The organism is Inquilinus sp. Marseille-Q2685 (assembly GCF_916619195.1).
GTDB lineage: Bacteria > Pseudomonadota > Alphaproteobacteria > DSM-16000 > Inquilinaceae > Inquilinus.
Window position 1 is genome coordinate 62,191 of sequence record NZ_CAKAKL010000013.1, and the last position, 23,409, is coordinate 85,599.

21 protein-coding genes are annotated in these 23,409 nt (G+C 70.6%); 10 read left to right on the forward strand and 11 right to left on the reverse strand.

Annotation, left to right across the window (positions count from 1 at the left end; genetic code table 11):
• Nucleotides 1–19: 19 nt before the first annotated feature.
• Nucleotides 20–655, reverse strand: a complete 636-nt coding sequence (locus LG391_RS32780) for a glutathione S-transferase family protein (RefSeq protein ID WP_225773055.1) — start codon at nt 653–655, stop codon at nt 20–22.
• Between the two features lie 112 nt (nt 656–767).
• Between LG391_RS32780 and LG391_RS32785 the strand changes: the two genes are divergently transcribed.
• Both LG391_RS32785 and LG391_RS32790 read left to right on the forward strand, forming a co-directional pair.
• A complete protein-coding gene (locus LG391_RS32785; protein WP_225773057.1) occupies nt 768–1,679 on the forward strand; it encodes a LysR family transcriptional regulator in 912 nt (303 codons plus the stop codon).
• Nucleotides 1,680–1,711: 32 nt separating this feature from the next.
• A complete protein-coding gene (locus tag LG391_RS32790; protein ID WP_225773058.1) occupies nt 1,712–2,059 on the forward strand; it encodes a VOC family protein in 348 nt (115 codons plus the stop codon).
• A 174-nt stretch (nt 2,060–2,233) separates the two neighbouring features.
• Here the strand turns inward: LG391_RS32790 and LG391_RS32795 are convergent, their stop codons facing one another.
• Both LG391_RS32795 and LG391_RS32800 read right to left on the reverse strand, forming a co-directional pair.
• The gene (locus tag LG391_RS32795) at nt 2,234–3,478 is read right to left on the reverse strand and encodes a hypothetical protein (protein WP_225773061.1); all 1,245 of its coding nucleotides are present in this window, start codon (nt 3,476–3,478) and stop codon (nt 2,234–2,236) included.
• Nucleotides 3,479–3,620: 142 nt separating this feature from the next.
• On the reverse strand, nt 3,621–4,373 hold the full coding sequence (locus LG391_RS32800; protein WP_225773063.1) for a ChaN family lipoprotein: 753 nt from the start codon (nt 4,371–4,373) through the stop codon (nt 3,621–3,623).
• A 169-nt stretch (nt 4,374–4,542) separates the two neighbouring features.
• Between LG391_RS32800 and LG391_RS32805 the strand changes: the two genes are divergently transcribed.
• From LG391_RS32805 to LG391_RS32825, 5 genes are all read left to right on the forward strand, one after another.
• Nucleotides 4,543–6,510, forward strand: a complete 1,968-nt coding sequence (locus LG391_RS32805; protein ID WP_225773065.1) for a bifunctional DedA family/phosphatase PAP2 family protein — start codon at nt 4,543–4,545, stop codon at nt 6,508–6,510.
• 135 nt (nt 6,511–6,645) lie between these two features.
• Complete coding sequence (locus tag LG391_RS32810; RefSeq protein ID WP_225773067.1) at nt 6,646–7,398, forward strand: SDR family NAD(P)-dependent oxidoreductase; 753 nt, start codon at nt 6,646–6,648, stop codon at nt 7,396–7,398.
• A 181-nt stretch (nt 7,399–7,579) separates the two neighbouring features.
• Nucleotides 7,580–8,617 carry an ABC transporter substrate-binding protein gene (locus LG391_RS32815; RefSeq protein WP_225773069.1) on the forward strand — a complete coding sequence of 346 codons (1,038 nt, stop codon included), beginning with the start codon at nt 7,580–7,582 and terminating at the stop codon, nt 8,615–8,617.
• A gap of 184 nt (nt 8,618–8,801) precedes the next feature.
• Nucleotides 8,802–10,034 (forward strand): ABC transporter permease, encoded by a 1,233-nt coding sequence (locus LG391_RS32820; RefSeq protein ID WP_225773071.1) that lies wholly within the window; start codon nt 8,802–8,804, stop codon nt 10,032–10,034.
• A gap of 13 nt (nt 10,035–10,047) precedes the next feature.
• Nucleotides 10,048–10,863, forward strand: a complete 816-nt coding sequence (locus tag LG391_RS32825; protein WP_225773073.1) for an ABC transporter permease — start codon at nt 10,048–10,050, stop codon at nt 10,861–10,863.
• Nucleotides 10,864–10,867: 4 nt separating this feature from the next.
• Here LG391_RS32825 and LG391_RS32830 read toward each other — a convergent pair whose 3' ends face one another.
• Both LG391_RS32830 and LG391_RS32835 read right to left on the reverse strand, forming a co-directional pair.
• Nucleotides 10,868–12,280 carry an APC family permease gene (locus tag LG391_RS32830; RefSeq protein ID WP_225773074.1) on the reverse strand — a complete coding sequence of 471 codons (1,413 nt, stop codon included), beginning with the start codon at nt 12,278–12,280 and terminating at the stop codon, nt 10,868–10,870.
• Nucleotides 12,281–12,413: 133 nt separating this feature from the next.
• Nucleotides 12,414–13,244: an oxidoreductase gene (locus tag LG391_RS32835; RefSeq protein WP_225773076.1), complete on the reverse strand. Its 831-nt coding sequence runs from the start codon at nt 13,242–13,244 to the stop codon at nt 12,414–12,416.
• 122 nt (nt 13,245–13,366) lie between these two features.
• Here LG391_RS32835 and LG391_RS32840 point away from each other — a divergent pair, with 122 nt between their 5' ends.
• Both LG391_RS32840 and LG391_RS32845 read left to right on the forward strand, forming a co-directional pair.
• Nucleotides 13,367–14,266, forward strand: coding sequence for a LysR family transcriptional regulator (locus LG391_RS32840; protein WP_225773078.1), 900 nt, complete (start codon nt 13,367–13,369; stop codon nt 14,264–14,266).
• 190 nt (nt 14,267–14,456) lie between these two features.
• Nucleotides 14,457–16,550, forward strand: coding sequence for a calcium-binding protein (locus LG391_RS32845; protein WP_225773080.1), 2,094 nt, complete (start codon nt 14,457–14,459; stop codon nt 16,548–16,550).
• 63 nt (nt 16,551–16,613) lie between these two features.
• On the opposite strand, the gene LG391_RS32850 is transcribed toward LG391_RS32845, so the two are convergent.
• The 3 genes from LG391_RS32850 to LG391_RS32860 all read right to left on the reverse strand — a co-directional run bounded on the left by LG391_RS32850 (nt 16,614) and on the right by LG391_RS32860 (nt 18,917).
• Nucleotides 16,614–17,132 (reverse strand): hypothetical protein, encoded by a 519-nt coding sequence (locus LG391_RS32850; RefSeq protein ID WP_225773082.1) that lies wholly within the window; start codon nt 17,130–17,132, stop codon nt 16,614–16,616.
• 112 nt (nt 17,133–17,244) lie between these two features.
• A complete protein-coding gene (locus LG391_RS32855) occupies nt 17,245–17,694 on the reverse strand; it encodes a Dps family protein (protein ID WP_225773084.1) in 450 nt (149 codons plus the stop codon).
• Nucleotides 17,695–17,906: 212 nt separating this feature from the next.
• Nucleotides 17,907–18,917 (reverse strand): serine hydrolase, encoded by a 1,011-nt coding sequence (locus LG391_RS32860; RefSeq protein ID WP_225773086.1) that lies wholly within the window; start codon nt 18,915–18,917, stop codon nt 17,907–17,909.
• Between the two features lie 135 nt (nt 18,918–19,052).
• On the opposite strand from LG391_RS32860, the gene LG391_RS32865 reads away from it, so the two are divergent.
• Nucleotides 19,053–20,720 carry a thiamine pyrophosphate-binding protein gene (locus LG391_RS32865; protein ID WP_225773088.1) on the forward strand — a complete coding sequence of 556 codons (1,668 nt, stop codon included), beginning with the start codon at nt 19,053–19,055 and terminating at the stop codon, nt 20,718–20,720.
• Here LG391_RS32865 and LG391_RS32870 read toward each other — a convergent pair.
• From LG391_RS32870 to LG391_RS32880, 3 genes are all read right to left on the reverse strand, one after another.
• Nucleotides 20,717–21,043: an AzlD domain-containing protein gene (locus LG391_RS32870; protein ID WP_225773090.1), complete on the reverse strand. Its 327-nt coding sequence runs from the start codon at nt 21,041–21,043 to the stop codon at nt 20,717–20,719. The genes LG391_RS32865 and LG391_RS32870 overlap by 4 nt on opposite strands.
• The gene (locus tag LG391_RS32875; protein WP_225773092.1) at nt 21,036–21,767 is read right to left on the reverse strand and encodes an AzlC family ABC transporter permease; all 732 of its coding nucleotides are present in this window, start codon (nt 21,765–21,767) and stop codon (nt 21,036–21,038) included. The genes LG391_RS32870 and LG391_RS32875 overlap by 8 nt, the downstream gene beginning before the upstream one ends.
• A gap of 149 nt (nt 21,768–21,916) precedes the next feature.
• Nucleotides 21,917–22,798 carry a LysR family transcriptional regulator gene (locus tag LG391_RS32880; protein ID WP_225773094.1) on the reverse strand — a complete coding sequence of 294 codons (882 nt, stop codon included), beginning with the start codon at nt 22,796–22,798 and terminating at the stop codon, nt 21,917–21,919.
• Between the last annotated feature and the right edge of the window lie 611 nt (nt 22,799–23,409).

Sequence of the window (23,409 nt, forward strand, 5' to 3'; positions counted from 1 at the left end):
TCTCCGACCGGGCGTCCGGTCAATCACGGCTGGCCAGGACAGGCACGCGCAGGCCGCGCTGCACGGCGGGCCGGGCGGCGATCGCCTCGTACCAGCGGCGCAGATTGGGGCTGGAATCGAGGTCGAGGCCGATATGGACCAGCCCGGCATGGATCCAGGGCCAGCTCATGATGTCGGCGATACCGTAGGCCTCGCCCGCCAGGTGGCTGCGCCGGCCGAGCGTGCCGTCCAGCACCCGGAACACCCGTGCCGCCTCGGCCTCGAAGCGGCCGATGACATACGGGATCTTCTCCGCGGCGAAGATCTTGTAGTTCCAGAGCTGGCCGAGCGTGGGTCCGAGATGGGCGGCCTGGAACAGGGTCCATTGCAGCGCCGTCAGCCGCTCCCCCGCATCGGCCGGCAGCAGCTTGCCGGAGCGCTCGGCGAGATAGGTCAGGATCGCGCCGCTCTCGAACACGGTGCGGCCGCGGTCCGGGTCGGTGATCACCGGGATCTTGTTGTTCGGGTTCAGCGCCAGGAAGGCGGGCTCGCGCTGTTCGCCGCGCTCGATGTCGACGGCGTGCACCTCATAGGGCAGGCCGGTCTCCTCGAGCATGATCGAGGCCTTGTGCCCGTTCGGCGTCTGCCAGGTGTAGAGCTGGATCGGGGTCATCATCGTCTCTCCAAGGCGGGCCAGCCCCGCCGCTGGAGAGAAGATGAAGGGTGCACTGACGCAGTTCGATCTGTGATACTGCAGCGATCATCTGCATCTATGCACAGGATGATCCATGGACAGCCGGCTGGATTGGGAGGACCTGCACACCGTGCTGGCGGTGGCCGAGGCCGGGTCGCTGGCGGGCGCCGCCCGGCGGCTGGGCGTCAACCACACCACGGTACTGCGCCGGATCGGCGGCTTCGAGCAGCGGCTGGGCCTGCGGCTGTTCGACCGGCTGCCCGGGGGCTATGCCCTGACCGCGGGCGGCGAGGAGCTGGCGGCGGCGGCCCGCGGCATGGCGGCGACGGTCGAGGCGCTGGAGCGCCGCCTGGCCGGCCAGGACCTGCGGCTGGAAGGCACGCTGCGGATGGCGCCGGCCGACACGCTGACGGCCTCGCTGCTGCCGCCGCTGCTGGCCCAGTTCCGCGAGCTGCATCCCGGCATCGTGCTGGAGGTGACCCCCGCCAACCTGATGGCGAACCTGACTCGGCGCGACGCCGACGTCGCCGTCCGGCCGGTGCTGGACCCGCCGGAGACGCTCGTCGGCCGCCGTGTCGCCGGCATCGCCTTTGCCGCCTACGCCGCCGCGAGCCACCCGGCAGTACGGGCGGGAGCGGCCGACCCGGCGGCCCATCCCTGGGTGGCGCCGGACGACAGCCTGGCCGGCACCGCCGTCGCCCGCTGGATGCGCCAGGCGCTGCCGGACGCGGCGATCGCGCTGCGCACGGATTCGCTGGTCGAGATCCGCAACGCGGCCCTTGCCGGGATCGGCCTGGCCGCCCTGCCCTGCTATCTCGGCGACACGTCCGAGGGGCTGGTGCGCATCGCCACGCCGACCGTGCCCGAAGGCGCGGCGCTGTGGGTGCTGACCCACGAGGACCTGCGACGCACCGCCCGGGTCAGCGCCTTCACCGAATTCATGGCCGCCGCCCTGGCCCGCCGGCGCGACCTGCTGGAGGGACGGCGGCCTGTCGTGGCAGGGTGAGGCCAGTGTCCCAGGACCGTCGGAGGAACCCCATGGCCGTCAAACGGATCGTCACCAACATCGCCACCGGCGACGTCGGCCGGGCGCAGGCCTTCTACGGCGACCTGCTGGGCCTGCATCTGGCCATGGACATGGGCTGGATCCTGACCTTCACCGCCGACGGGACGATGACGCCGCAGCTCAGCGTGATGAGCGAGGGCGGATCCGGCACGCCGGTGCCGGACATCTCGATCGAGGTCGACGACGTCGATGCGGTGCACCGCAAGGCGGTGGCGATGGGCCTGGCGATCGAATACGGCCCGGCCGACGAGCCCTGGGGCGTGCGCCGCTTCTATGTCCGCGACCCGTTCGGCCGGCTGGTCAACATCCTGACGCACTGAGCCCGGGCAACTGGATGAAGAGGCTGAGCCACGTCGGGCCTCCGATTTTCCTGTCATTGCCAGGCTTGACCCGGCAATCCAGGGCCACCCGGAGCGGCTTCGACATCTCTGGATGCCCGGGTCAAGCCCGGGCATGACAATAAATAGACAGACGCCCCGCTAAGCCGAACCGGGTCAGTTGATCCAGACCGCGAAGCTGATGAACTCGCCCTCGAAGGCCTCGGTCGCCTGCTCCCAGAACGAGCGGTCGCTGACCGGGCCGTCCTCGAGATAGGGCACCATGTCGGTGCCGGTCAGCAGCAGCACCAGGTCGAAGGGCTGCGGCGACTCCAGCAGGCGGCGCAGGTTGAAGCCCTGGTCGAAGCGCCAATGCGGCAGCAGCTTGTCGCCGTTCAGGATCGCCTCGGATTCCACCATCAGCGCGAGCCAGGACTCGATGCGATCGTCGGTGATCGTCATGCCGGGGATCAGGCTTGCCTGCTTCGCGTTCGGCAGCCATTCGCGGTCGTCGTCGGTCTCGGCCCGGATCGACGCCCACATCTCGCGGCTGAGCTTCGCCGCGGCCAGCAGATGCTCACGCGCCCGCGGCAGCCGGTCGGCCTCCGCCACCGGCCAGTTCAGCAGGTGGATCCAGGCGATGGCGTCGGCGATCCGCCCGTCTTCCGCCCCGGTGAACAGGCCCTCGACCGGCAGGGTCAGCGCCGCGGCCAGCGGCGAATCCGGCTTCGGGAACAGGAGATGCGCGGCGGCGTCGAAGCTGCGGTGCCAGTCGCGCGCCAGCAGGAACTCGGCGCCGGCGCGCAACACATGGGTGTAGGCGCGCAGCCACAGCACGTCGCCGGTGTCGAAGGTGATCACCAGCTTGCCGGCATTGGCCGGATCGCCCTGCCCGCCCAGCAGCACGGCGCTGTACACGTCGTAGAGCGTGGCCTGGCCCCGGCCCTTGCCGGCGAGGTCGAGCTTCACCCGGCCCATGGCCATGGGCAGCTTCACCGGCCGGTCGCCCAGCGGCTGCAGCGTGCGGTCGACCGCGTCGAGGTCGTCGACCAGCGCCTGCAGGATGGCGCGGGCGTCCTCGTAGCGGATCACCTCCGGGTTCGGGTTCGGCGGCACCGGCATGGTCAGCAGCGGCACCGTCATCATCGGGTCTTCCGGCGGCCGGAAGCCGTAGCGGTACAGCGCCTGGCTGAACCGCTCGGTCGCCTTGGCCAGGCGGATCAGGCCGAGCCCGGCGATCGCCTCGGCATCGTCCGGCGTCTTCGCCAGGACCGCCGCCAGGGCCTTCTCGCCCTCGGCGACCGCGCCGGCATAGAGATGCTTCTGCGTCAGCTCCGCCGGCGTCGCGGCCGAAGCCGGCGCTGCCACCAGGTGCAGGGCCAGAGCCGCCGCCAGGCAGGCCAAGCCCTTCGCCCAAATCAAGACAATCGTCCTGCAGAAAAGTGAATCGGATTCACTTCGACGGAGGGAAATCACGCCAGTCGCCTTTCAATATTCACAGCAACCGGACCAGAAGATCCCTCAACTTCATGTCACAATTCAGGCAGGCTCGAGGCCTGGAAACTCAGATTCCCTTCTCGGTATCCGGCGCCACGAGGGCGGTGCTGCCATAGCCGAGATCGCGCAGCTGGCGCGGGATGCCGTCGCGGACATGGCCGCTGCCGGCCAGCACCACGACCAGCGGCGTCCCGGCCGCCCGTGCCTCGGCGATCCGCGCCGCCATCGCCCGGTCCCACAGCAGCTGGATCTCGACGAAGCGGCGGAAGCCGCGGTTGAGGGCGTCGCCCTCCGCCGTCCGGCCGTGCCCGGCGAAGGCGGCGGCGAGATACCGGTTGTAGTCCGGCGACGGCGGCACCGGCCGGCCGAGATCGAGCTCCGGCCAAGCCTGCAGCGCCGACCAGCCGTCCTTTCCGACCGCGCGCACGACGTCGCGGTCGACATTCAGCGCGATCAGCGGGATGCGGTTCATCCGGGCGAAGGCGAAGATCGGCCGATACAAGGCGAAATCGAAGCCCCAGGAGCGGTCCCAGTCGACCTCGTGCAGGAAGGTGGCCTCGTCGAGCCGGCCTTCGGTCCAGGCGTCGAGCGCGGCCTGGCGGCTGCGGGGCACCATCTCCAGCCCGATGGCGAGGCCGGGCTCGTCCTCCCGCAGCGCCGCGATCCGCTGCAGCTGCCAGTGATGATCCGCCACGCGGTCATGGGTCTCGCCCAGCAGCACGACGCCGCCATCCGGCCGCGCCGGGGCGGGCGCGGCGCAGCCGGCCGCGGACCAGCCGAGCAGCCCGGCCAGAGCCAGGGCCAGGATCCTCCCCTTCATCGCCATTCTTCCGCTCCCTCCGCCACCCGTCTCATGTGGCAGCCTTCGCTGCCGACGGCAACCGCTTCGCCGCGACGACGGGCAGGGTTGCGCCAAGCCGCGGAAATCGCGAGCTATGACACCGGTTCAAGGGCGACGGAGTCGCGATGACGGCAGGACGGGCAAGGGCATGACCGATATCGCGCAGGCGGTCATCGAATTCATCGGCCAGCATCCGCATTGGGCCGGCCTCCTGATCTTCCTGATCGCCCTGACCGAATCCGTGGCGGTGGTCGGGCTGTTCATCCCCGGCTCGCCGATCCTGATCGGCGTCGGCGCCGTGGTCGGGCTCGGCCACCTGCCGCTCTGGCCCATGCTGGTCTGGGCCACCGCTGGGGCGATCCTCGGCGACGGCGTGTCCTACGAGTTGGGGCGGCGCTGGCGCGGCACCATCCTCGGCGTGTGGCCGATGAGCCGCTACCCGGGGCTGGTCGCGCGCGGCGAGGCCTTCTTCCGGCGGCATGGCGGCAAGAGCATCGCCCTGGGCCGCTTCCTTCCGATGCTGCGGCCGATGATCCCGATGGTCGCCGGCGCGCTGGGCCTGCGGCCGGGGCTGTTCTACGCCGTCAACATCGCCTCGGCGATCGTCTGGGCGCCGGCCCACATCCTGGGCGGCGCGCTGCTGGGGGCGTCGCTGGGCGCACTCGGCGCCGTCAGCGGCCGGCTGGTGGCGCTGCTGGCCGTGCTGGCGCTGACGCTGTGGCTGCTGGTCGTCGTCACCCGCTGGATCTGGCGCCGGCTGGTGCCGCTGCTGGGCTGGACGCAGCTCGCGATCCACCGCTGGGCGTCGGCCCGCGGCAGCCGGCCCGCCCGCCTGCTGGCGCGGCTGGCCGACCCCGATGAGCCGGATCTGCGCGTGATGGCGGCGCTGGGCGTCGTGGTGCTGGTGCTGGTGGCCGGCTTCGTCAACCTGCTGCGACTGGTGGCCCAGGGCGGGATGGCCCGGGCCGACGGCGCGATCAGCACCTTCGTCCAGGCGCTGCGCACGCCCTGGGGCGACACGGCCCTGACCATCGTGACCATGCTGGGCGACGGCACCACCATCACCGCCCTGGTGGTCGCGACCATCGGCTGGCTGGTGCTGCACCGGGCCTGGCACCGGGCCGGCGGCGTCGCCATCGCGATCGCCGTCACCGCCGCCTTCGTGCCGCTGGTGAAGGGACGGCTGCAGATCGCCCGGCCGACCGACCTCTACAGCGGCGCCGACGCCTTCAGCTTCCCCAGCGGCCATGCCTCCTTCTCCGCCGTGCTGTACGGCATCCTGGGCTGGCTGGTGGCCCGCGGACTGCCCGGCCGCTGGCAGTTGCTGCCGCTGACCATCGCCGCCGGGCTGATCGGGCTGGTCTGCGCCTCGCGCGTCTACCTGGCCGCGCACTGGCCGTCCGATGTCGCCGCCGGGCTGATCTTCGGCCTGGGCATGACCATCGCCTTCGCCATGGTCTTCCGCCTGGCCGATCCGCAGCGGATCCGGCCGCGCCGCTTCGCCCTGGCGCTGGTGCTGGCCGTGGCGGTCGCCGGCGGCGCCCATGTCGCCACCGGCTATCACCACGCCGCGGCGATGTACGTCCCGCGCGAGACCACGGCAGCGATCCCGGCCGCGGAGTGGCGGGCGGAGGGCTGGCGCCGCCTGCCGCAGCGCCGGATCGACCTGGAGGGCGAGGCCGAGCAGCCCTTCCTGCTGCAATGGGCCGGGCCGCCGGAAGCGCTGGCCGCCGCCCTCGCCCCTGCCGGCTGGACCGAGCCGCCCGGCTGGACCCTGGCGAACGCCCTCCGCTTCCTCGACGACGGCGCCAACGCCCGGACCCTGCCGGTGCCGCCGGTGCTGCAGGACGGGCGGATGCCGGTGCTGACCCTGATCCGGCCCGACGCCGGCGGCGCGAATCGCCAGGTGCTGAGGCTGTGGCCGTCGGGCTTCGCGCTGGAGGGCGGCCCGCCGATCCTGCTGGCGGCGCCGGGGGTCGAGACGATCCACCACCCGCTTGGCCTGGTCAGCGCCATCGACGCCGAGGACGAGGCGCCGCTGCCGGACCTGCCGGAGCTGTCGCGCCTGCCGAATGCCGTCTCCCCCACGCCCGGCCTGGTTCTGGCCCAACCGTAACCTACGGGGCTGAGCCGCTGCGGCATGGGGTAGCGGCAGCCATGCCGCCCCTGCCCTGGACGGATGCTGCGGCGCACCGCATGATGCGATCGCGATCCGTTCTCAAGGATCGATCTCTTCAAACCAGGTGCTGCCATGTCCACGGCCCCGACGGACGAGCCGAAGACCCTGATCCTGACCGGCGCCAGCCGCGGCATCGGCCATGCCACGGTGAAGCGCTTCAGCGCCGCCGGCTGGCGGGTGATCACCGTCTCGCGCCAGGCTTTCTCCAAGGAGTGCCCCTGGCATGCGGGCGAGGAGAACCACGTCCAGCTCGACCTCGCCGACCTAGACGGGATCGAGCAGGGCCTGTCCGCCCTGCGCGCGCGGCTGCCGCACGGCCGGCTGGACGCGCTGGTCAACAATGCCGGCATCTCGCCCAAGCTGCCCGGCGGCAAGCGCATGGGCGTGCTGGACACCGACTATGCGACCTGGATGCACGTCTTCAACGTCAACCTGTTCGCCACCGCCCTCCTGGCCCGCGGGCTGTTCGAGCCGCTGCGCGCCGCCAAAGGGTCGATCATCAACGTGACCTCGATCGCCGGCAGCCGGGTGCATCCCTTCGCCGGGCCCGCCTATGCCACCTCGAAGGCGGCGCTGGCGGCGCTGACCCGCGAGATGGCGCACGAGTTCGGCGCCCATGGCGTGCGGGTGAACGCCATCGCGCCGGGCGAGATCGACACCTCGATCCTGTCGCCGGGCACCGAGGCCATGGTCGACAGCGAGATCCCGATGAAGCGGCTGGGCAAGCCGGAGGAGGTCGCCGCAACGATCATGTTCCTCTGCACCTCCGGTTCGTCCTACATTACCGGGGCCGAGGTACACATCAACGGCGGCCAGCATGTGTGACGCCCATTCGATACGGCTACTGGCGTGGCCGTCTGGCGGCGGTTTCTCCGCTTCCGGTGCCCACGGACTATAACGTCCGCTGCGCTCCGGTTCTCGAAACCACCACCAGCCGACTCACGCCAGCGCCGTCTCGAACGGGCGCCGATCGGCCCCAGGCCGCAAAAAACAGGGAGTGTCCGTCATGATCCGTTTCCCCCGCCTCCTGCCCGCGGCAGTGCGGGCGGCCGGCATCGCCGCGCCCGCCATGGCCCGCGACCTGACCGTGGTGTCCTGGGGCGGCGCCTATCAGGACGCGCAGCGCGAGATCTATTTCGAGCCGTTCAAGGCCACCGGCGTGCCGATGCATGACGAGAGCTGGGACGGCGGCATCGGCGTGCTGCGCGCCAAGGTCGAGGGCGGCGATTCGAGCTGGGACGTGGTCCAGGTCGAGTCCGAGGAGCTGGCGCTGGGCTGCGAGGAAGGGCTGTTCGAGCCCCTGAACTGGGACGCGATCGGCGGCCGCGACGCCTATCTGCCGGCGGCGGTGAACGACTGCGGCGTCGGCACCATCGTCTACAACAACGTCGTCGCCTATGACGGCGCCAGGTTTCCCGACGGGCCGAAGAGCTGGGCCGATTTCTGGGACGTGAAGAAATTCCCCGGCAAGCGGGCGATGCGCCAGGGCCCGAAGATCAACCTGGAAGCCGCGCTGATGGCCGACGGCGTCGCCCCGGCCGATGTCTACAAGGTGCTGGCGACGCCCGAAGGCGTGGACCGCGCCTTCCGCAAGCTGGACGAGCTGAAGCCGAACCTGATCTGGTGGACCGCCGGCGCCCAGCCGCCGCAGATGCTCGCGGCCGGCGAGGTGGCGATGACCACGGCCTATAACGGCCGCATCGCCGCCGCCAACGTCGCCGACAAGAAGGATTTCCGGGTCGTCTGGAACGGCAGCCTGTTCACCATCGACAGCTGGGTGATCCTGAAGGGGTCGCCCAATGTGGACGCCGCCACCAAGTTCCTGGCCTTCGTCGGCAAGCCGGAGAACCAGGCCAAGCTGCCGGCCAAGATCGCCTACGGCGTCACCAGCAAGGCGGCGACGCCGCTGATCCCGGCCGAGTACCTGCCCGGCCTGCCGACCAACCCGGACAACATGTCCCAGGCGATCGAGCTGAACGCCGAGTTCTGGCTGGAGAACATCGACAGCCTGACCGAGCGCTTCAACACCTGGGCCGCGAAGTAGGGCGGCCGGCCGGCGCGGATGGCTTCGACGTCAACTCCAATGAGTCCCCCCCCTCGCGGGAGGGGGCCAGGGGAGGGTTCGCGCCGCGAAAACGGACGATCCCGCTTGGCCCCTTCTCTTCGATCGACAACCCCCTCCCCCTACCCCCTCCCGCAGGGGGAGGGGGGACTCGTGAAACTGCGCCATGACCGCCCTCGCCCAGGACGGCACCGCGATCCGCCGGTCGCTGCGGCGGGCCGGGCGGCGCAGGCGGGGCGAGGCGTGGCTGCTGCTGGCGCCGCTGATTGCCTTCCTGCTGCTGGTCTTCGTGGCGCCGATCGCCGGCATGCTGTGGCGCGCGGTCGACGACCGCGACCTGGCCCCGGTGATGCCGCGCACCGTCGCCGCGCTGGCCGGCTGGCACGGCGAGGGGCCGCCGGGCGAGGACGCCTTCGCCGCCCTGGCCGCCGATCTGGCGCAGGCCCGCGCCGACAAGACCCTGCCGGCCGCCGCCCGGCGCCTGAACTACGACCGCAACGGCTGGCGCACGGTGATCACCAACACCGCGCGCAAGCTGCCGGACTCGCCGAAAGGCAGCTGGCAGGAGACGTTGACCGCCCTCGACCCGGCCTGGGGCCAAGCCGAGATCTGGGGCGCCATCGCCCGCGCCGCCGGGCCGACCACCGATTTCTACCTGCTGGCGGCGCTGGACCTGCGCCGCGACGCCGCCGGCACGATCCTGCATTCCCCGCCCGACGAGGCGATCTACCGCGAGGTGTTCCTGCGCACCTTCCTGGTCGCGCTGTCGGTCACCGCGCTGTGCCTCGTGATCGGCTTCCCGGTCGCCTATCTGCTGGCCACCCGGCCGCCGCGCATCGCCAACATCCTGATGATCCTGGTGCTGCTGCCGTTCTGGACCTCGCTGCTGGCCCGCACCACCGCCTGGGTGGTGCTGCTGCAGACCAACGGCACGGTGAACGAGATCCTGACCGGTCTGGGGCTGGTCGGAGAGCCGCTGCAGCTGGTCTACAACCGGGTCGGCGTGCTGATCGCCATGACCCATGTGCTGCTGCCCTACATGATCCTGCCGCTGTACAGCGTCATGCGCTCGATCCCGCCGGCACATCTGCGCGCCGCCTACTCGCTGGGCGCCCGGCCGGTCGGCGCCTTCCTGCGGGTCTATCTGCCGCAGACCCTGCCGGGGATCGGCGCCGGCGCCCTGCTGGTCTTCATCCTGGCGCTCGGCTACTACATCACCCCGGCCCTGGTCGGCGGGCCGGCGGACCAGATGATCAGCTGGTTCATCGCCTTCTACACCACCAGCACGGTCAACTGGGGCATGGCCTCGGCGCTCGGCCTGCTGCTGCTGGCCGCCACCCTCGCCCTCTACGCGGTCTATGCCCGGCTGGTGGGCGCCGACCGCATGCGGCTGGGGTGACCGGGTCATGAGAATGGGGAGGATCCTCGAAAGCCTGGCCTTCTGGCGCGCCCTGCTGTGGCTGACCGGCGGCGCGGCGCTGCTGTTCCTGATCGCGCCGATCCTGGCGATCATGCCGCTGTCCTTCAACGGCGGGTCGTTCCTGGTCTATCCGCTGGACGGCGTGTCGCTGCGCTGGTTCGCGGAGTTCTTCGGCTCCGAGCGCTGGATGGGGGCGCTGGCCAACAGCCTGATCGTCGGCGGCGCCACCACGGTGCTGGCGACGGCGCTGGGCATCCCGGCGGCGCTGGGGCTGAACCACGCGCCGCTGCGCTTCCGCGGGCTGCTGACCGGCCTGCTGCTGTCGCCGATGATCGTGCCGGTGGTGATCGTGGCCGTGGGCCTCTACTTCGCCTTCGCCGCGGTCGGGCTGACCAACAGCTATGCCGGGCTGATCCTGGCGCACACCGCGCTGGCCGCGCCCTTCGTCGTCATCACCGTCGGTGCCACGCTGCAGGGGCTGGACCGCAACCTGCCGCGCGCCGCCTCCAGCCTCGGCGCCCGGCCGACCACCGTGTTCTTCAAGGTGACGCTGCCGCTGATCCTGCCCGGCGTGGTCTCCGGCGCCCTCTTCGCCTTCGTCACCTCCTTCGACGAGGTGGTGGTGGCGCTGCTGCTGGCCGGGCCGGGCCAGCGCACCCTGCCGCGCGAGATGTTCAACGGCATCCGCGAGAGCATCACCCCGACCATCACTGCCGCCGCCAGCGTGCTGATCGTGGTCTCGACCCTGATGCTGATCGCGATCGAGGCGCTGCGCCGCCGCGGCGAGAGGCTGCGCGCGCGGCGCTAGCGTCTCAGTTCACCGGCCCGGGCCCTCCGATATCCTCCATCGCCGGCTCCGCCGCCGACTGGCCGGTGGCGCGGTTGATCAGCACGGTGACCACCCAGAGGCCGGCGCCGATCGCCAGCAGGATTCCGGCGATCGCGTATTGCTCCGGATTGCGGCCGGTCCAGGGCCCGACCAGGAAGGCGCAGGACACGGCGCCGATGATGGGCAGGATGGTCGGCGTGCGGAAATGCTGGTGCTCGACCGTGTCGCGGCGCAGCACCAGCACGGCGACATTGACCACGGTGAAGACGCAGAGCAGCAGCAGCGCCGTGGTGCCGCCCAGGGCCGGGATCCCGCCGACGAAGCCGATCAGGCCGAAGGCCAGGAGGGTGGTGAAGGCGATCGCCACGGCAGGGGTGCGCCGCCCCGGATGGACCCGGCCCAGAACGCTCGGCAGCACGCGCTCCCGGCTCATGCCGTATACTAGGCGGCTGGCCATCAGCATGTTGATCAGCGCGGTGTTGGCCACCGCGAACATGGTGATGAAGCCGAAGATCTCGATCGGGAAGTTCGGGGCGCCGGCCTGCACCACCTTCAAGAGCGGCGTCTCGCCCTCGCCGAGCTGGTCGGGCGACACCAGGGTGATCGCCGAGATCGATACCAGCGTGTAGATCACGGCGGTGATGAACAGCCCGGTCAGCAGCACCTTCGGGAAGATCCGGCTGGGCTCGCGGGCCTCTTCCGCCATGTTGACCGAATCCTCGAAGCCGACCATGGCGAAGAAGGCCAGGGTGGTGGCCGCGATCACCGACCAGAAGGCGCCGCGCTCCGCGGGCGCGAACTGGGTGACGCGCGAGACGTCGCCCTGCCCCAGCCCGATCGCCCACAGCCCGATGACGATGATGATCAGAAGGCCGGTCAGCTCGACCATGGTCAGCAGGACGTTGACCTTCACGCTTTCGCCGACGCCGCGGAAGTTGATCGCCGCGACCACCGCCATGAAGGCCAGGCCGATGGCGGTGACGCCGCCGGGCGACAGCCCGAGGGCGAAGGCGTTCGACAGGTTGGCGGCGAAGGCGCGCGAGGCGGTGGAGGCCGAGGTGATGCCCGAGCACATCACCGCGAAGGCGACGAGGAAGGTGATGAAATGGATGCCGAAGGCCTTGTGCGTGTACAGCGCCGCACCGGCGGCGCGCGGGTATTTCGTCACCAGCTCCAGATAGCTGAAGGCGGTGACCAGGGCGACGGCGAAGGCCACCAGGAAGGGCAGCCAGACCACGCCGCCGACCTGCTTCGCCACCTGCCCGGTCAGGGCGTAGATGCCGGTGCCGAGGATGTCGCCGACGATGAACAGCAAGAGCAGCCAGGGGCCCATCACCCGGTGCAGGCTCGGCTCGGCGGCCGGCGTGCTCTGGGCCTTCTTGGCGATGTCGACCATCAACTCCCCCTTTTTGACGATCACAAGCAGCTGTTCATGAAACAGCATTTCCCGAGGAATGTCGCCCCAGGCCCGCCCGCGACCGTCGCAGGCGCCCCTTCGCCGAAGCGAGAGGCGCCCGGGCGAGAGTTGGTCAGTCCTCGAAACCGGTCGATTCCGCCAGGCGGCGCCACTGCGCCAGCTCCTTGGCGACGAAGGCGTTCTTGGCCTCGATCCGCTCGACCGTGTCGCGGCCGAGCGGCAGGCGCACCGGCGGGGCCTCCGCCGCGACGACGGCGCGCAGCGCCTGGGCCAGCTTCTTCGGATCGCCGGGCTGCTGGTAATTGTGCCCGGCCGCGAAGTCGCGCATCTGGCCGACCGTCTCGGCATAGTCGGCGATCTCGGTCCGCGTCCGGCTCAGCGAGCTGCCGTCCAGGAAGTTGGTGCGGAAGAAGCCGGGCTCGACCACCGTGGCCTGGATGCCGAGCGGCGCCAGCTCCGCCGACAGCGCTTCGCTCAGCCCCTCGACCGCGAATTTGGTGGCGCCGTAGACGCCCCAGCCCGGATAGGCCTGGTAGCCGCCGACCGAAGAGATGTTGAGGATGTGGCCCGAGCGCTGACGGCGCAGCTGCGGCAGCACCGCGCGGGTGACGTTCAGCAGGCCGAAGACGTTGGTGCGGAACAGACGCTCGACCTCGCCGGCGTCCGCTTCCTCGACCGCGCCGAGCAGGCCGTAGCCGGCATTGTTGACCAGGACGTCGATCCGGCCGAAGCGTTGGACCGCGGCCTGCGCCGCCGCCCGGGCCTGGGCCTCGTCGGTGACGTCGAGCGTCAGCGGCAGCAGGTTCGGATGATCGCCGAAGCGCTCCGACACCGTTTTCGCGTCCCGCGCGGCCGCGGCCACGGCGTCGCCGCCGTCCAGCACCGCCTGGGTGATCTCGGCGCCGATGCCACGCGACGCCCCGGTGATGAACCAGACCTTCATGATGCCCTCCTTCGGACTGCCGGCCCGCCCTCGGGCCGTTGCGTTTCCGAATTTAGGGGCTGGCCGATTGCACAATAATTCCATCAATATTCCATTGGTCGCTGAGAAAGAGTCACCAATCCATGGCCCGGATCGACTTCCCCGGCCTCTCCGCCTTCGTCGCCGTGGCGACCCATCGCAGCTTCCGCCGGGCCGCGGCGGAGCTGGGCGTCTCGCCGTCGGCCGTCAGCCATCTGCTGCGCGACCTGGAGGAGCGACTGGGCGTCCGGCTGCTGAACCGCACCACCCGCAGCGTCGCGCCGTCGGACGCCGGCGCGCGGCTGCTGCAGCGGCTGCAGCCGATGTTCCGCGACCTGGGCGACGCGCTGGAGGAGGTCAACCAGTTCCGCGACGTGCCGGCCGGCACGCTGCGCATCAACGCGCCGCATCAGGGGGCACGGCAGGTCCTGGCTCCGATCATGGCGCGCTTCGTGCGGACCTATCCGCAGATGCGGCTGGAGATCGTCAACGACGACGACCTGGTCGACATCGTCGCCGGCGGCTTCGACGCCGGGCTGCGCTTCGGCGAGAGCCTGGAGCAGGATATGATCGCCGTCCGCTTTGGGCCGCGGCAGCGCTGGGCCGTGATCGCCGCGCCGGGCTATCTCGACGGCCGGGAGCGGCCCCGCACCCCGCACGAGCTGAAGGGTCACGACTGCATCCGCTACCGCTTCCACAGCGGCGCCTTTCTCCGCTGGGAGTTCGAGAAGGACGGCGAGGCGCTGGAGGTCGAGGTCGATGGGCCCCTGACGCTGGGCGACCAGGAGCTGATGCTGCGGGCCGCGCTGGACGGCGCCGGCATCGCCTGCGTGTTCGAGGCGGTCGCCGCCGGGGCCCTGGCCGAGGGGCGGCTGGAGCGGCTGTTGGAGGATTGGTGCCCGGACTTCCCCGGCTTCTTCCTCTACTACCCCAGTCGGAGGCAGCTGCCGCGGGGCCTGCGGGCTTTCATCGAGATGGCGCGAGAGGAATGGCCGGAGAGCTAGCGTGTCGAAATCTTGAACGATTCAAGACACCGCATCCAGTCTGATTAGCAATTAGCACCCATTTGAGCCTGCCTTCATGATTTAACGTCGAGACTCGTGACGAAATCTTCTGCAAAATCCTCCTCTAAGGATTTCGACGGCCCTGACGGATCCTGATCCTCGACGCCGTCTCCTGGAAGGGAGGAACGACATGGCGATCATCAACGGCACCGAGCAGGACGATGTCCTGACCGGCACCGAGACCGACGATTCGATCACCGGCTTCGGCGGCAACGACCGGATCACCGGCGAAGGCGGCGACGACATCGTCCAGGCCGGCAGCGGAGACGACACCGCGGCCGGCGGGGCGGGCGACGATTCGCTGACCGGCGGCAGCGGCAACGACGTGCTGGAGGGAGGCGCCGACGCCGACACCCTCGACGGCGGCACCGGCATCGATGTCGCCTCCTATGCCGGCTCCGCCGCCGCGGTCACGATCGATCTCGGCGCCGGCACGGTCGCGGGCGGCGACGCCGCGGGCGACACGCTGCGGGCGATCGAAGGCCTGATCGGCTCGGCCTTCAACGACCTGCTGACCGGCGACGCCGGCGCCAACACCCTGTCCGGCGGCGACGGCGACGATACGCTGCAAGGCGGGGCCGGCGCCGACCGGCTCGAGGGCGGCGCCGGGGTCGATACGCTGACCTATGGACGGACCCAGACCGGCGTCTCGGTCAGCCTGCTGCTCGGGACCGGCACCGGCGGCGACGCCGAGGGCGACAGCTTCAGCGGCATCGACCGGCTGATCGGCGGTTTCGGCGACGACAGGCTGGCCGGCGACGCCAGGGCGAATTTCGTGGACGGCTCGAACGGCGACGACGTCATCTACGGCCACAGCGGCGACGACCGGCTCGAGGGCGACTCCGGCGCCGACATCCTGGTCGGCGGCATCGGCGCCGACACGCTGGACGGCGGCGAGGCCGTGTTGGACAGAGACGTGGACTGGGCCTACTACCACACCAGCGCGACCGCGGTGACCGTCGACCTGGCGGCCGGAACCGCCAGCGGCGGCGATGCCCAGGGCGACACGCTGATCGGGATCGAGGCGGTGTACGGGTCGAGCCACGACGACGCCCTGACCGGCAGCGCCGACGGGGACCAGTTGAGAGGCGGGGCCGGGAGCGACACGCTCCACGGCGGCGACGGCCATGACGGGCTCGGCGGCGGCGACGGCGCCGACGATGTCTTCGGCGAGGCCGGGGACGACACGCTCTGGGGCAATGCGGGAGCCGACACCCTGTCGGGCGGGGACGGACGAGACACGCTCGACGGCAGCGACGGGACCGACACCCTGCTCGGCGACGCCGGGAACGACACGCTCCGCGGCGGTGCGGCCGACGACATCCTGCGCGGCGGCGCCGACGACGACACGCTCGTGGGCGGCGCGGGGGCCGACCGGCTGGAAGGGGGTGACGGCAGCGATACGGCCGTCTATCTCACCTCGGCCGCCGCCGTGACGATCGACCTCGCGGCCGGGACCAGCTCGGGCGGCGAGGCCGAGGGCGACACCTATGCCGGGGTCGAAAACATCATCGGCTCGAGCTTCGACGACGTCCTGTCCGGCGATGCCGGTGCCAACACGCTCAACGGCGCGGACGGGGACGACCTGATCAACGGCCATGGCGGGAAGGACAACATCTTCGGCGGCGACGGCATCGACACGGTCACCTTCGCCGATTCCACAACCCGCGTGCTGATCCGGATCGACGACCATTCGTCCATTCTGACCAGCGAAGTCCGGGCCGCCGAGAACATCATCGGATCGGCCTTCAACGACACCATCCGCGGCAACGAGGCGGCCAACCGGCTGGAGGGCGGGGACGGAGCGGACTCGCTGGTCGGCGACAGCGGCGACGACACGGTGATCGGGGGCGGCGGAAACGACCGCGTGGAGGGTGAATACGGCGCCGATATCCTGACCGGCGGCGCCGGTGCCGACACCTTCCTCTATCGGTTCTACGGGGAGAGCACCGTCGCCGCCGCCGGCCGCGACCGGATCGAGGATTTCTCCGCGGCCGATGGCGACACGATCAACCTGTTCGCCATCCATGCGGACGGCACACGGGGCAGCAGCTTCACCTTCACCGATGGCGGCGCCTTCACCGGCATCGCCGGCGAGCTGATCGTGGTCGCCGATGGCGGCGTGTCCACGGTCATGGGCGACCAGAACGGCGACCGGGTGGCGGACATGGCGATCGACGTGGTCACCGCCACCGCGCTGACCGCCGCCGACTTCGTGCTGTAATAGGACGAGGGCCCGGCAGGAGCCCGGGCCCTTCGTTCTCCGGCCAGGGTGACGCGGCGCCCTTCAGGGCGGCGTGGCGTCCATGTCCATAAGACAGTCTCCCTGCTGGGGCAGCCTGAAGAACCGCTCCTTCGCGCCGCCGGAGCATGCCTCCATCGCCGACAGGGCCAGTATCGCGCGAACCGCGAACTCCGTCCTGCCATACAGTGCCATTGGCTTTATCTCATCCAATCCCGGCGAGGTCGGTGTCATTCCGGCCTTCGCCACGGCCTCGTCCAGAAACTTCCGCGTGCATTCCAGCATCATCCCCTTGATGCTGCCCGCGCCACATTGCCGGCCCTCGTCGGTCAGGCAGGTTTCCTTGATGCTGCGGGCCTTCAGGTCGGACAGCCACATCAGGAATTTCGACTGCTTGGCCGAGTACCCGTCCCGCTTGAGTTTCCGGACCAGCAGATCCCGCTGATCGCTGTATGAGTAGATCCGGCAATCCGAGGAGGGCGGCGGGGCCGCCACGGCGAGGCTGGCCAACCCGGCCAGCGCCATCAGAATCAGAAGCCCACAGGTTGACGCACGCCCTATCATGCCCCTCCCCTTCGCCCGGAGGGCCGATGGTCGGGAGATCCAATACCGGCCGCAACAGAAAAGGCCCGGACCAAGGGTCCGGGCCTTTCTTCTGCAGACTGACCTTGGGTGATTACGCCACGGTGGCGCGCAGCATCCAGGCGGTCTTGTCGTGATAGGTGATCCGGTCGGTCAGCAGGTCGACGGTCGAATCGTCGCCCGCCTTCTCGCCGACGGCCAGGGCGGCCTTGGCCTGCTCCGACAGCAGCTCGTGGCTCTTGGCCAGGTCCTTGACCATGGCGGTGCCGTCGAGCCCGTCCTTGGGCGACGACACCTTGGTCAGCTTGGAGAAGGCCTCGAAGCTGCCCGGCGCGTAGTCGCCGAGGGCACGGATCCGCTCCGCCACGTCGTCCACCGCCGCGAACAGCTCCTTGTACTGCTCCTCGAACATCAGGTGCAGCGAGCGGAACTGCGGGCCTTCCACGTTCCAGTGATAGTTCTGGGTCTTGATCTGGAGGGCGTAGGTATCGGCCAGCACCTGCTTCAGCGCGTCCACGACCGGCGTATTGGAGGCCTTGCTCATCACCCTTCTCCTGCTTTTCGGAAGCGTTCCGGCCCGTCCCCCGGGCCGTTGCCACGGATTGGTAAATGGCCCTGATCCGGCGGAGTTCCAATCGATCCGTCGGATCGGGACGATCAACCCTCCTTATCGGAAAAAGCGGGTCGACTTCCACCTCTCATACGGGATAGGTGCGGACTCGGCCGGGGGCAGTTGCCCGGCGCTGCGGTAGCGGGTCAGGCCCAGTCGCGCCAGCGCGCGGCGATGCGGTTGCCGACCGACAGGCGCAGGTCCTGGATGCCGGTGTCGACCTCGCGGCTGGGATGCACCCGGTTGGTCAGCAGGGTCCAGGCGATGCCGCGGTCGAGGTCGATCCACAGCCCGGTGCCGGTGAAGCCGAGATGGCCGATGGTGCGCGGCGAGCACAGGCTGCCGCCCTTCCAGCCGGGATGGCGCCGTTCCCACCCCAGCGCGCGGCCGGGCGTCGTCTGCGGCGCGCACAGCTCGACCATCGCCGCCGGACTGAGCAGCCGGCCGCGCAGCAGCTCCAGCGCGAAGTCGAGCACGCCGCGGACGGTGCCGAACAGCCCGGCATGGCCGGCGGCGCCGCCGAGCGACCAGGCGTTCTCGTCATGCACCTCGCCGCGCAGCAGGCGATTGCGGACGGCGCAGACCTCGGTCGCCGCCGACTGCGCCGGGACCGGCGCGAAGCTGAGGCCGGTGCCGACCGGCAGCTGGTTGAAGGCCACGCCGCGCCAGCGTTCGACCACGAAGCCGAGCAGCATGTAGTTGATGTCGGAATAGACCGGCTCGGCCTTCACCGGCCAGTGCTTGCGGATCACCGCGGCGCGGCGCTGTTCCGCCGGGCCGGGCCAGAGATAGATCCGCTCCTGCGCCGGCAGGCCGCTGGAGTGGTCGATCAGCCGGCGCAGCGGGATCGCGCCGTGCAGCGGCGCCGCGTCCGGCAGATGCTTGGCCAGCGGGTCGTCGAGGTCCAGCACCCCCTCCTCCACCAGCCGCAGGATCTCGGTCACCGTGACGATGACCTTGGTCAGGCTGGCGAGGTCGAACCAGGTGTCGCGCTGCAGCGCCTCGGGCTTCGGCAGGGTGGTGGCAACGCCGCCCCAGCGGATGGCGCGCTGGCCGTCGGCGGTGGCGATGCCGAGCGCCGCACCCGGAATCCGGCCGTCCTCCAGGGCCAGGGCCACGGGAGCGAAGGCGTGATCGGCGAGGGTCTCGAGGCTCATGGACACGGCTCGTCGGGGCGGACGGCGTCGTTAGAGCACGCGTCGGGCGGCCGGAGCAAGACCGGGCGGGTTGGACGGGCGCAAGGCGCGTGCTAGACCCACCCGGCAACGCCCATAAGAAACGGTCGCCATCATATGTCCCGCACCGCTGCCCGCGCCCTGGTCGACACCCTGCGCCTGAACGGCGTCGACACCATCTTCTGCGTGCCGGGCGAGAGCTACCTGGCCGTGCTCGACGCGCTGCACGACGTGCCGGAGATCAGGCTGGTGGTGTGCCGCCAGGAGGGCGGCGCCGCCTATATGGCCGACGCCTATGCCAAGGCCACCGGCAAGCCCGGCATCTGCTTCGTCACCCGCGGCCCCGGCATCACCAACGCCTCGGTCGGCATCCATGTGGCGCAGCAGGACAGCTCGCCGGTGATCGTGTTCATGGGCCAGGTCGGCCGCGACATGTTCGAGCGCGAGGCCTTCCAGGAGGTCGATGTCCGCAAGGTCTTCGGGTCAATGACCAAATGGGCGGCGCAGATCGACGACGCCGACCGGGTGCCGGAATTCGTCTCCCGCGCCTTCCACACCGCCACCTCCGGCCGGCCCGGCCCGGTGGTGCTGGCGCTGCCGGAGGACATGCTGGTCGAGGAGACCGACGCCCTGGACGCCCGCGCGGCCACGCCGGTCGAGACCGGCATCGGGGTCGAGGCCCTGGCCCGGCTGCGCGACCTGCTGGCCGAGGCGAAGCGGCCGCTGGTGCTGCTGGGCGGCGGCGGATGGAGCGCCCGGGCCCGTGCCGACATCCAGGCCTTCGCCGAGGCCTGGGAGGTGCCGCTGACCGTCTCCTTCCGCTGCCAGGACTATGTCGACAACGACCACACCCACTATGTCGGCGATGTCGGCATCGGCCCGAACCCGAAGCTGGCCGAGCGGGTGAAGAGCACCGACCTGCTGGTGGTGCTGGGCGCCCGGCTGGGCGAGATGACCACCAGCGGCTACACCCTTCTCGACGTGCCGGTGCCGGCGCAGCGGCTGGTCCACATCCATGCCGGGGCGGAGGAGCTGGGCCGGGTGTACCAGCCCGAGCTGGCGATCAACGCCAGCTCCGCCGCCGTCGCCGCGGCCCTGGCCGGCCTGGCCCCGGCCGGCGACATCCAGGCCCGGCAGGACTGGGTGCGCGGCGCCCGCGCCGATTACGAGGCCTGGCAGCAGCCGGTGGTGTCCCCCGGCGCGGTGCAGATGTCGGAGATCGTGCGCTGGCTGGTCGGCCGGCTGCCGGCGGATGCCGTCATCTGCAACGGCGCCGGCAACTATGCCACCTGGTTCCACCGCTTCTACCGCTACCGCGGCTGGCGCACCCAGCTGGCGCCGACCAACGGCTCGATGGGCTACGGCGTGCCGGCCGGCGTCGCCGCCAAGCTGCAGCACCCGGAGCGGGTGGTGATCGCCGCCGCCGGCGACGGCTGCTTCCTGATGAATGGGCAGGAGCTGGCGACCGCGGCCCAGTACAACGCCGCCGTGGTGTTCCTGGTGATCGACAACGGCATGTACGGCACCATCCGGATGCATCAGGAGCGGGAATACCCGGCCCGGATCAGCGGCACCGACCTGAAGAACCCAGATTTCGCGCAGCTGGCGCAAGCCTATGGCGCCCATGCCGAGACGGTGGAGCGGACCGAGGAGTTCGCGCCGGCCTTCGAGCGCGCGGTCGCCGCCGGCCGGCCGGCGCTGATCTGGATCAAGCTGGATCCCGAGGCGATCACCCCGCGCGCCAGCCTGAGCCAGATCCGCGCGACGGCGCAGCAGAAGGGCTAAGCCCAGCCGGTCATCAGCATCAGCGATCCTGCCCCGGCGCTGACGCCGAGCAGGACGTTGCGGCGGAAAAAGAGGAACACGGCGAGGCCGAGCGCGGTGGCGCCGGCCCGCTCGGCCATCGAGGTCGCGGCCAGGGGGCCGGCCGGCAGCAGGATCATGCGCGCGATCAGCCCGGCCAGGATGGCGTAGGCGACGCAGCCGACCCAGTCGAGCAGCGCCCCGCCCTCGCGCACCCGGCCGGCGAGATAGACGCCGAGCGCCCGCCAGACATAGGTGGCGAGCGCGGCGCCCAGGAGCATCACCCAGGGCAGCGCGTCAGCCATGACGGCGCTTCCACATCCGGTCGGCCAGGAAGGCGGCGGTGCCGGCGATCATGCCGGTGGCCAGGAGGCCCCATTCCGGGTCGAGCCGGTAGAGCGGCGGCCCCAGCGCCGCGCCCAGCACCATGGCGCCGAGCCGGGCCCGGTTCCGCAGGTCCGCGGTCAGCACCAAGATGAAGTAGAGCGGGTTGAGGAAGACGAGCCCGAGCGAGACCGAGGCCGGCACCGCCGTGACCAGGTAGTACCCGGCCGCGGTCCAGGCGACGCAGGACGCCCACAGCACGCCGGCGAAGCCGACGAAATAGGGCAGCCGCTGCTCCGGCGGCAAAGTCGGGCAGACCCTCATCCCCTGGACCCAGCCGGTGACGGCAACCAGGTGCGCGGCGGCGTAGTCCCACCAGCGCGGCCGGCCCGGCACGCGCAGCCCGGGCAGCAGCACCAGCGTCATCGGCAGCAACCGGACATTGACCAGCGCCACCGCCGCGACCATGGCCAGCAGCGAGGCGCCGACGGCATAGGCCTCGACCAGCACCATCTGGCCCGGCAGGGCCCAGCCGGTCAGGGTCGAGAGCAGGCCGACCGGCAGGCCGAGCCCGCTGGCCCGAACCAGCGAGCCGAAGCCGAGATAGGAGGCGCCGAGCACCAGGAGCGGCGCGCCGAGGACGTCCCGCGCGCCGCCGCGGAAGGCGGCGCGGGGCGAGTCGTAGGCGCGGATCGGGTCAGGCATGGAGTCGCTTTTAGGACGGCGCTCCGGCCCGCCGGCATGCCGATCCGGCATGGAGGGTCTGCGGCACGGCGCCGCCGGAACGGATCGGGATCGCTGCCGTTGAGTCGGCATCATGCAGACGCGAACCCCAGGCTGATCCCGTGTCGCGCCTAGGCGAGATCCAGCATGTCGAGAAAGGCCTCCACCGCCTTGCTGCGGTAATGGTCCGGATGGCGCAGCACGCGGAAGCGGCGGGCCGGGAACGGCGGATCCAGTTGATGCAGCGTGCCGAAGCGCAGCCCCGATTCGACCGCCAGGCTGGACAGCACCCCCGCCCCCGCCCCGGCCTCGATCGCCGCCCGCACCGCCTCGTTGCTGGCGAGCTCCAGCGCCACCGGCAGCGTGGCGGGATCGACGCCGAGCCGCCCAAGCGCCGACTCGAACACCTGGCGGGTGCCGGAGCCGCGCTCGCGCAGCACCCAGGGGCTGTCGGCGAAGCGGGCCGGTGCGACCACCCTGTCCCCGGCCCAGGGATGGCCGGTCCCGACCACCAGCACCAGCCGGTCGCCCGGCACGCCGGCGTGCTCGAAGCCGGCGAGGTCGAGATCGCCCTCGACGAAGCCGATATCGGCCCGGCCCTCGCGCACCGCCTCGGCCACCTGGGTGGTGTTGCCGATGGTGAGGTCGAGTTGCAGCCCCGGATGCGCCGCCCGGAACCGGTGCATCAGCGACGGCAGCCAGTAGTTGCCGATGGTCTGGCTGGCGTGCAGCGCCAGCATGCCGCGGCGCAGCCCGGACAGATCGTCGAGCGCGCGCTCGGCCAGGGCCGCGCGGGCCAGCACCGCCCGCGCCTCCGGCAGGAAGGCGGTGCCGGCGTCGGTCAGGGCGATGCCGCGGCCGACGCGGTGGAACAGCTTGGTGGCGTGGCGCGCCTCCAGCGCCTGGATCGCGGCGCTGGCGGCGGACTGGGTCAGATTCAGCGCTTGCGCCGCACGGGTGACGTGCAGATGCTCGGCGACGGCGACGAAGATCCGGAGCTGCTCCAGGGTCATGAGCCGACCCTAGCGCAGCCGGAGGGGCGATCAGAAGGCCGGCGTGTCCGAGCCCGAGCCGGCGGCCGCCGAACGGCCGGACAGGATTTCCGAGGCGCAGCGAATCGGTGGCCGGTTCGTCGAAGGACGGCGGGCGTCCAGGACGCCTCGCCGGAGGGCTTCATACTGGGCAAAACATCGGCTTCGCGAATGATTGGCGCCGGATCGATCGCAATTTCCGATCATATGGCGGCTTATCTCGTGCTTAAGGCGAGTCGGCCGAAAAGCCGCATCGCCTTTCTCGCGAACTGGGCATACCCTGTTAGCATCGACGGCATCCTACGGTCCGGATCGCAGGCCGCGCCAAGACCTCGACGAATGAGGCACCGGGCCGAGATAAAATTCAAAGCAGTAGTATTATCGGTCAGTTTGAGCCCTATATTGATAACCAGAGCGAGCGGTGGAGAAGGGGTAGTGTCATCTATTACGCCTCACCAGAGCCCGAACTGCACAGCCCCCGCAGGGCTTGTGGGCAGGGGCAGTGAGGCTGCACCTCGTCAGCCACCTGATTCTCGCCGCAAATCTCGGCTCATCATGAGCCGCAAACAGACGCCCAGAAGCTGCGGATGGTG

Bases quoted from the DNA above. Each gene is read 5' to 3' on its own strand.
- LG391_RS32780 (WP_225773055.1), bottom strand. From the start codon at position 655: ATGATGACCCCGATCCAGCTCTACACCTGGCAGACGCCGAACGGGCAC.
- LG391_RS32785 (WP_225773057.1), top strand. From the start codon at position 768: ATGGACAGCCGGCTGGATTGGGAGGACCTGCACACCGTGCTGGCGGTG.
- LG391_RS32790 (WP_225773058.1), top strand. From the start codon at position 1,712: ATGGCCGTCAAACGGATCGTCACCAACATCGCCACCGGCGACGTCGGC.
- LG391_RS32800 (WP_225773063.1), bottom strand. From the start codon at position 4,373: ATGAAGGGGAGGATCCTGGCCCTGGCTCTGGCCGGGCTGCTCGGCTGG.
- LG391_RS32805 (WP_225773065.1), top strand. From the start codon at position 4,543: ATGACCGATATCGCGCAGGCGGTCATCGAATTCATCGGCCAGCATCCG.
- LG391_RS32810 (WP_225773067.1), top strand. From the start codon at position 6,646: ATGTCCACGGCCCCGACGGACGAGCCGAAGACCCTGATCCTGACCGGC.
- LG391_RS32815 (WP_225773069.1), top strand. From the start codon at position 7,580: ATGATCCGTTTCCCCCGCCTCCTGCCCGCGGCAGTGCGGGCGGCCGGC.
- LG391_RS32820 (WP_225773071.1), top strand. From the start codon at position 8,802: ATGACCGCCCTCGCCCAGGACGGCACCGCGATCCGCCGGTCGCTGCGG.
- LG391_RS32825 (WP_225773073.1), top strand. From the start codon at position 10,048: ATGGGGAGGATCCTCGAAAGCCTGGCCTTCTGGCGCGCCCTGCTGTGG.
- LG391_RS32830 (WP_225773074.1), bottom strand. From the start codon at position 12,280: ATGGTCGACATCGCCAAGAAGGCCCAGAGCACGCCGGCCGCCGAGCCG.
- LG391_RS32835 (WP_225773076.1), bottom strand. From the start codon at position 13,244: ATGAAGGTCTGGTTCATCACCGGGGCGTCGCGTGGCATCGGCGCCGAG.
- LG391_RS32840 (WP_225773078.1), top strand. From the start codon at position 13,367: ATGGCCCGGATCGACTTCCCCGGCCTCTCCGCCTTCGTCGCCGTGGCG.
- LG391_RS32845 (WP_225773080.1), top strand. From the start codon at position 14,457: ATGGCGATCATCAACGGCACCGAGCAGGACGATGTCCTGACCGGCACC.
- LG391_RS32850 (WP_225773082.1), bottom strand. From the start codon at position 17,132: ATGATAGGGCGTGCGTCAACCTGTGGGCTTCTGATTCTGATGGCGCTG.
- LG391_RS32855 (WP_225773084.1), bottom strand. From the start codon at position 17,694: ATGAGCAAGGCCTCCAATACGCCGGTCGTGGACGCGCTGAAGCAGGTG.
- LG391_RS32860 (WP_225773086.1), bottom strand. From the start codon at position 18,917: ATGAGCCTCGAGACCCTCGCCGATCACGCCTTCGCTCCCGTGGCCCTG.
- LG391_RS32865 (WP_225773088.1), top strand. From the start codon at position 19,053: ATGTCCCGCACCGCTGCCCGCGCCCTGGTCGACACCCTGCGCCTGAAC.
- LG391_RS32870 (WP_225773090.1), bottom strand. From the start codon at position 21,043: ATGGCTGACGCGCTGCCCTGGGTGATGCTCCTGGGCGCCGCGCTCGCC.
- LG391_RS32875 (WP_225773092.1), bottom strand. From the start codon at position 21,767: ATGCCTGACCCGATCCGCGCCTACGACTCGCCCCGCGCCGCCTTCCGC.
- LG391_RS32880 (WP_225773094.1), bottom strand. From the start codon at position 22,798: ATGACCCTGGAGCAGCTCCGGATCTTCGTCGCCGTCGCCGAGCATCTG.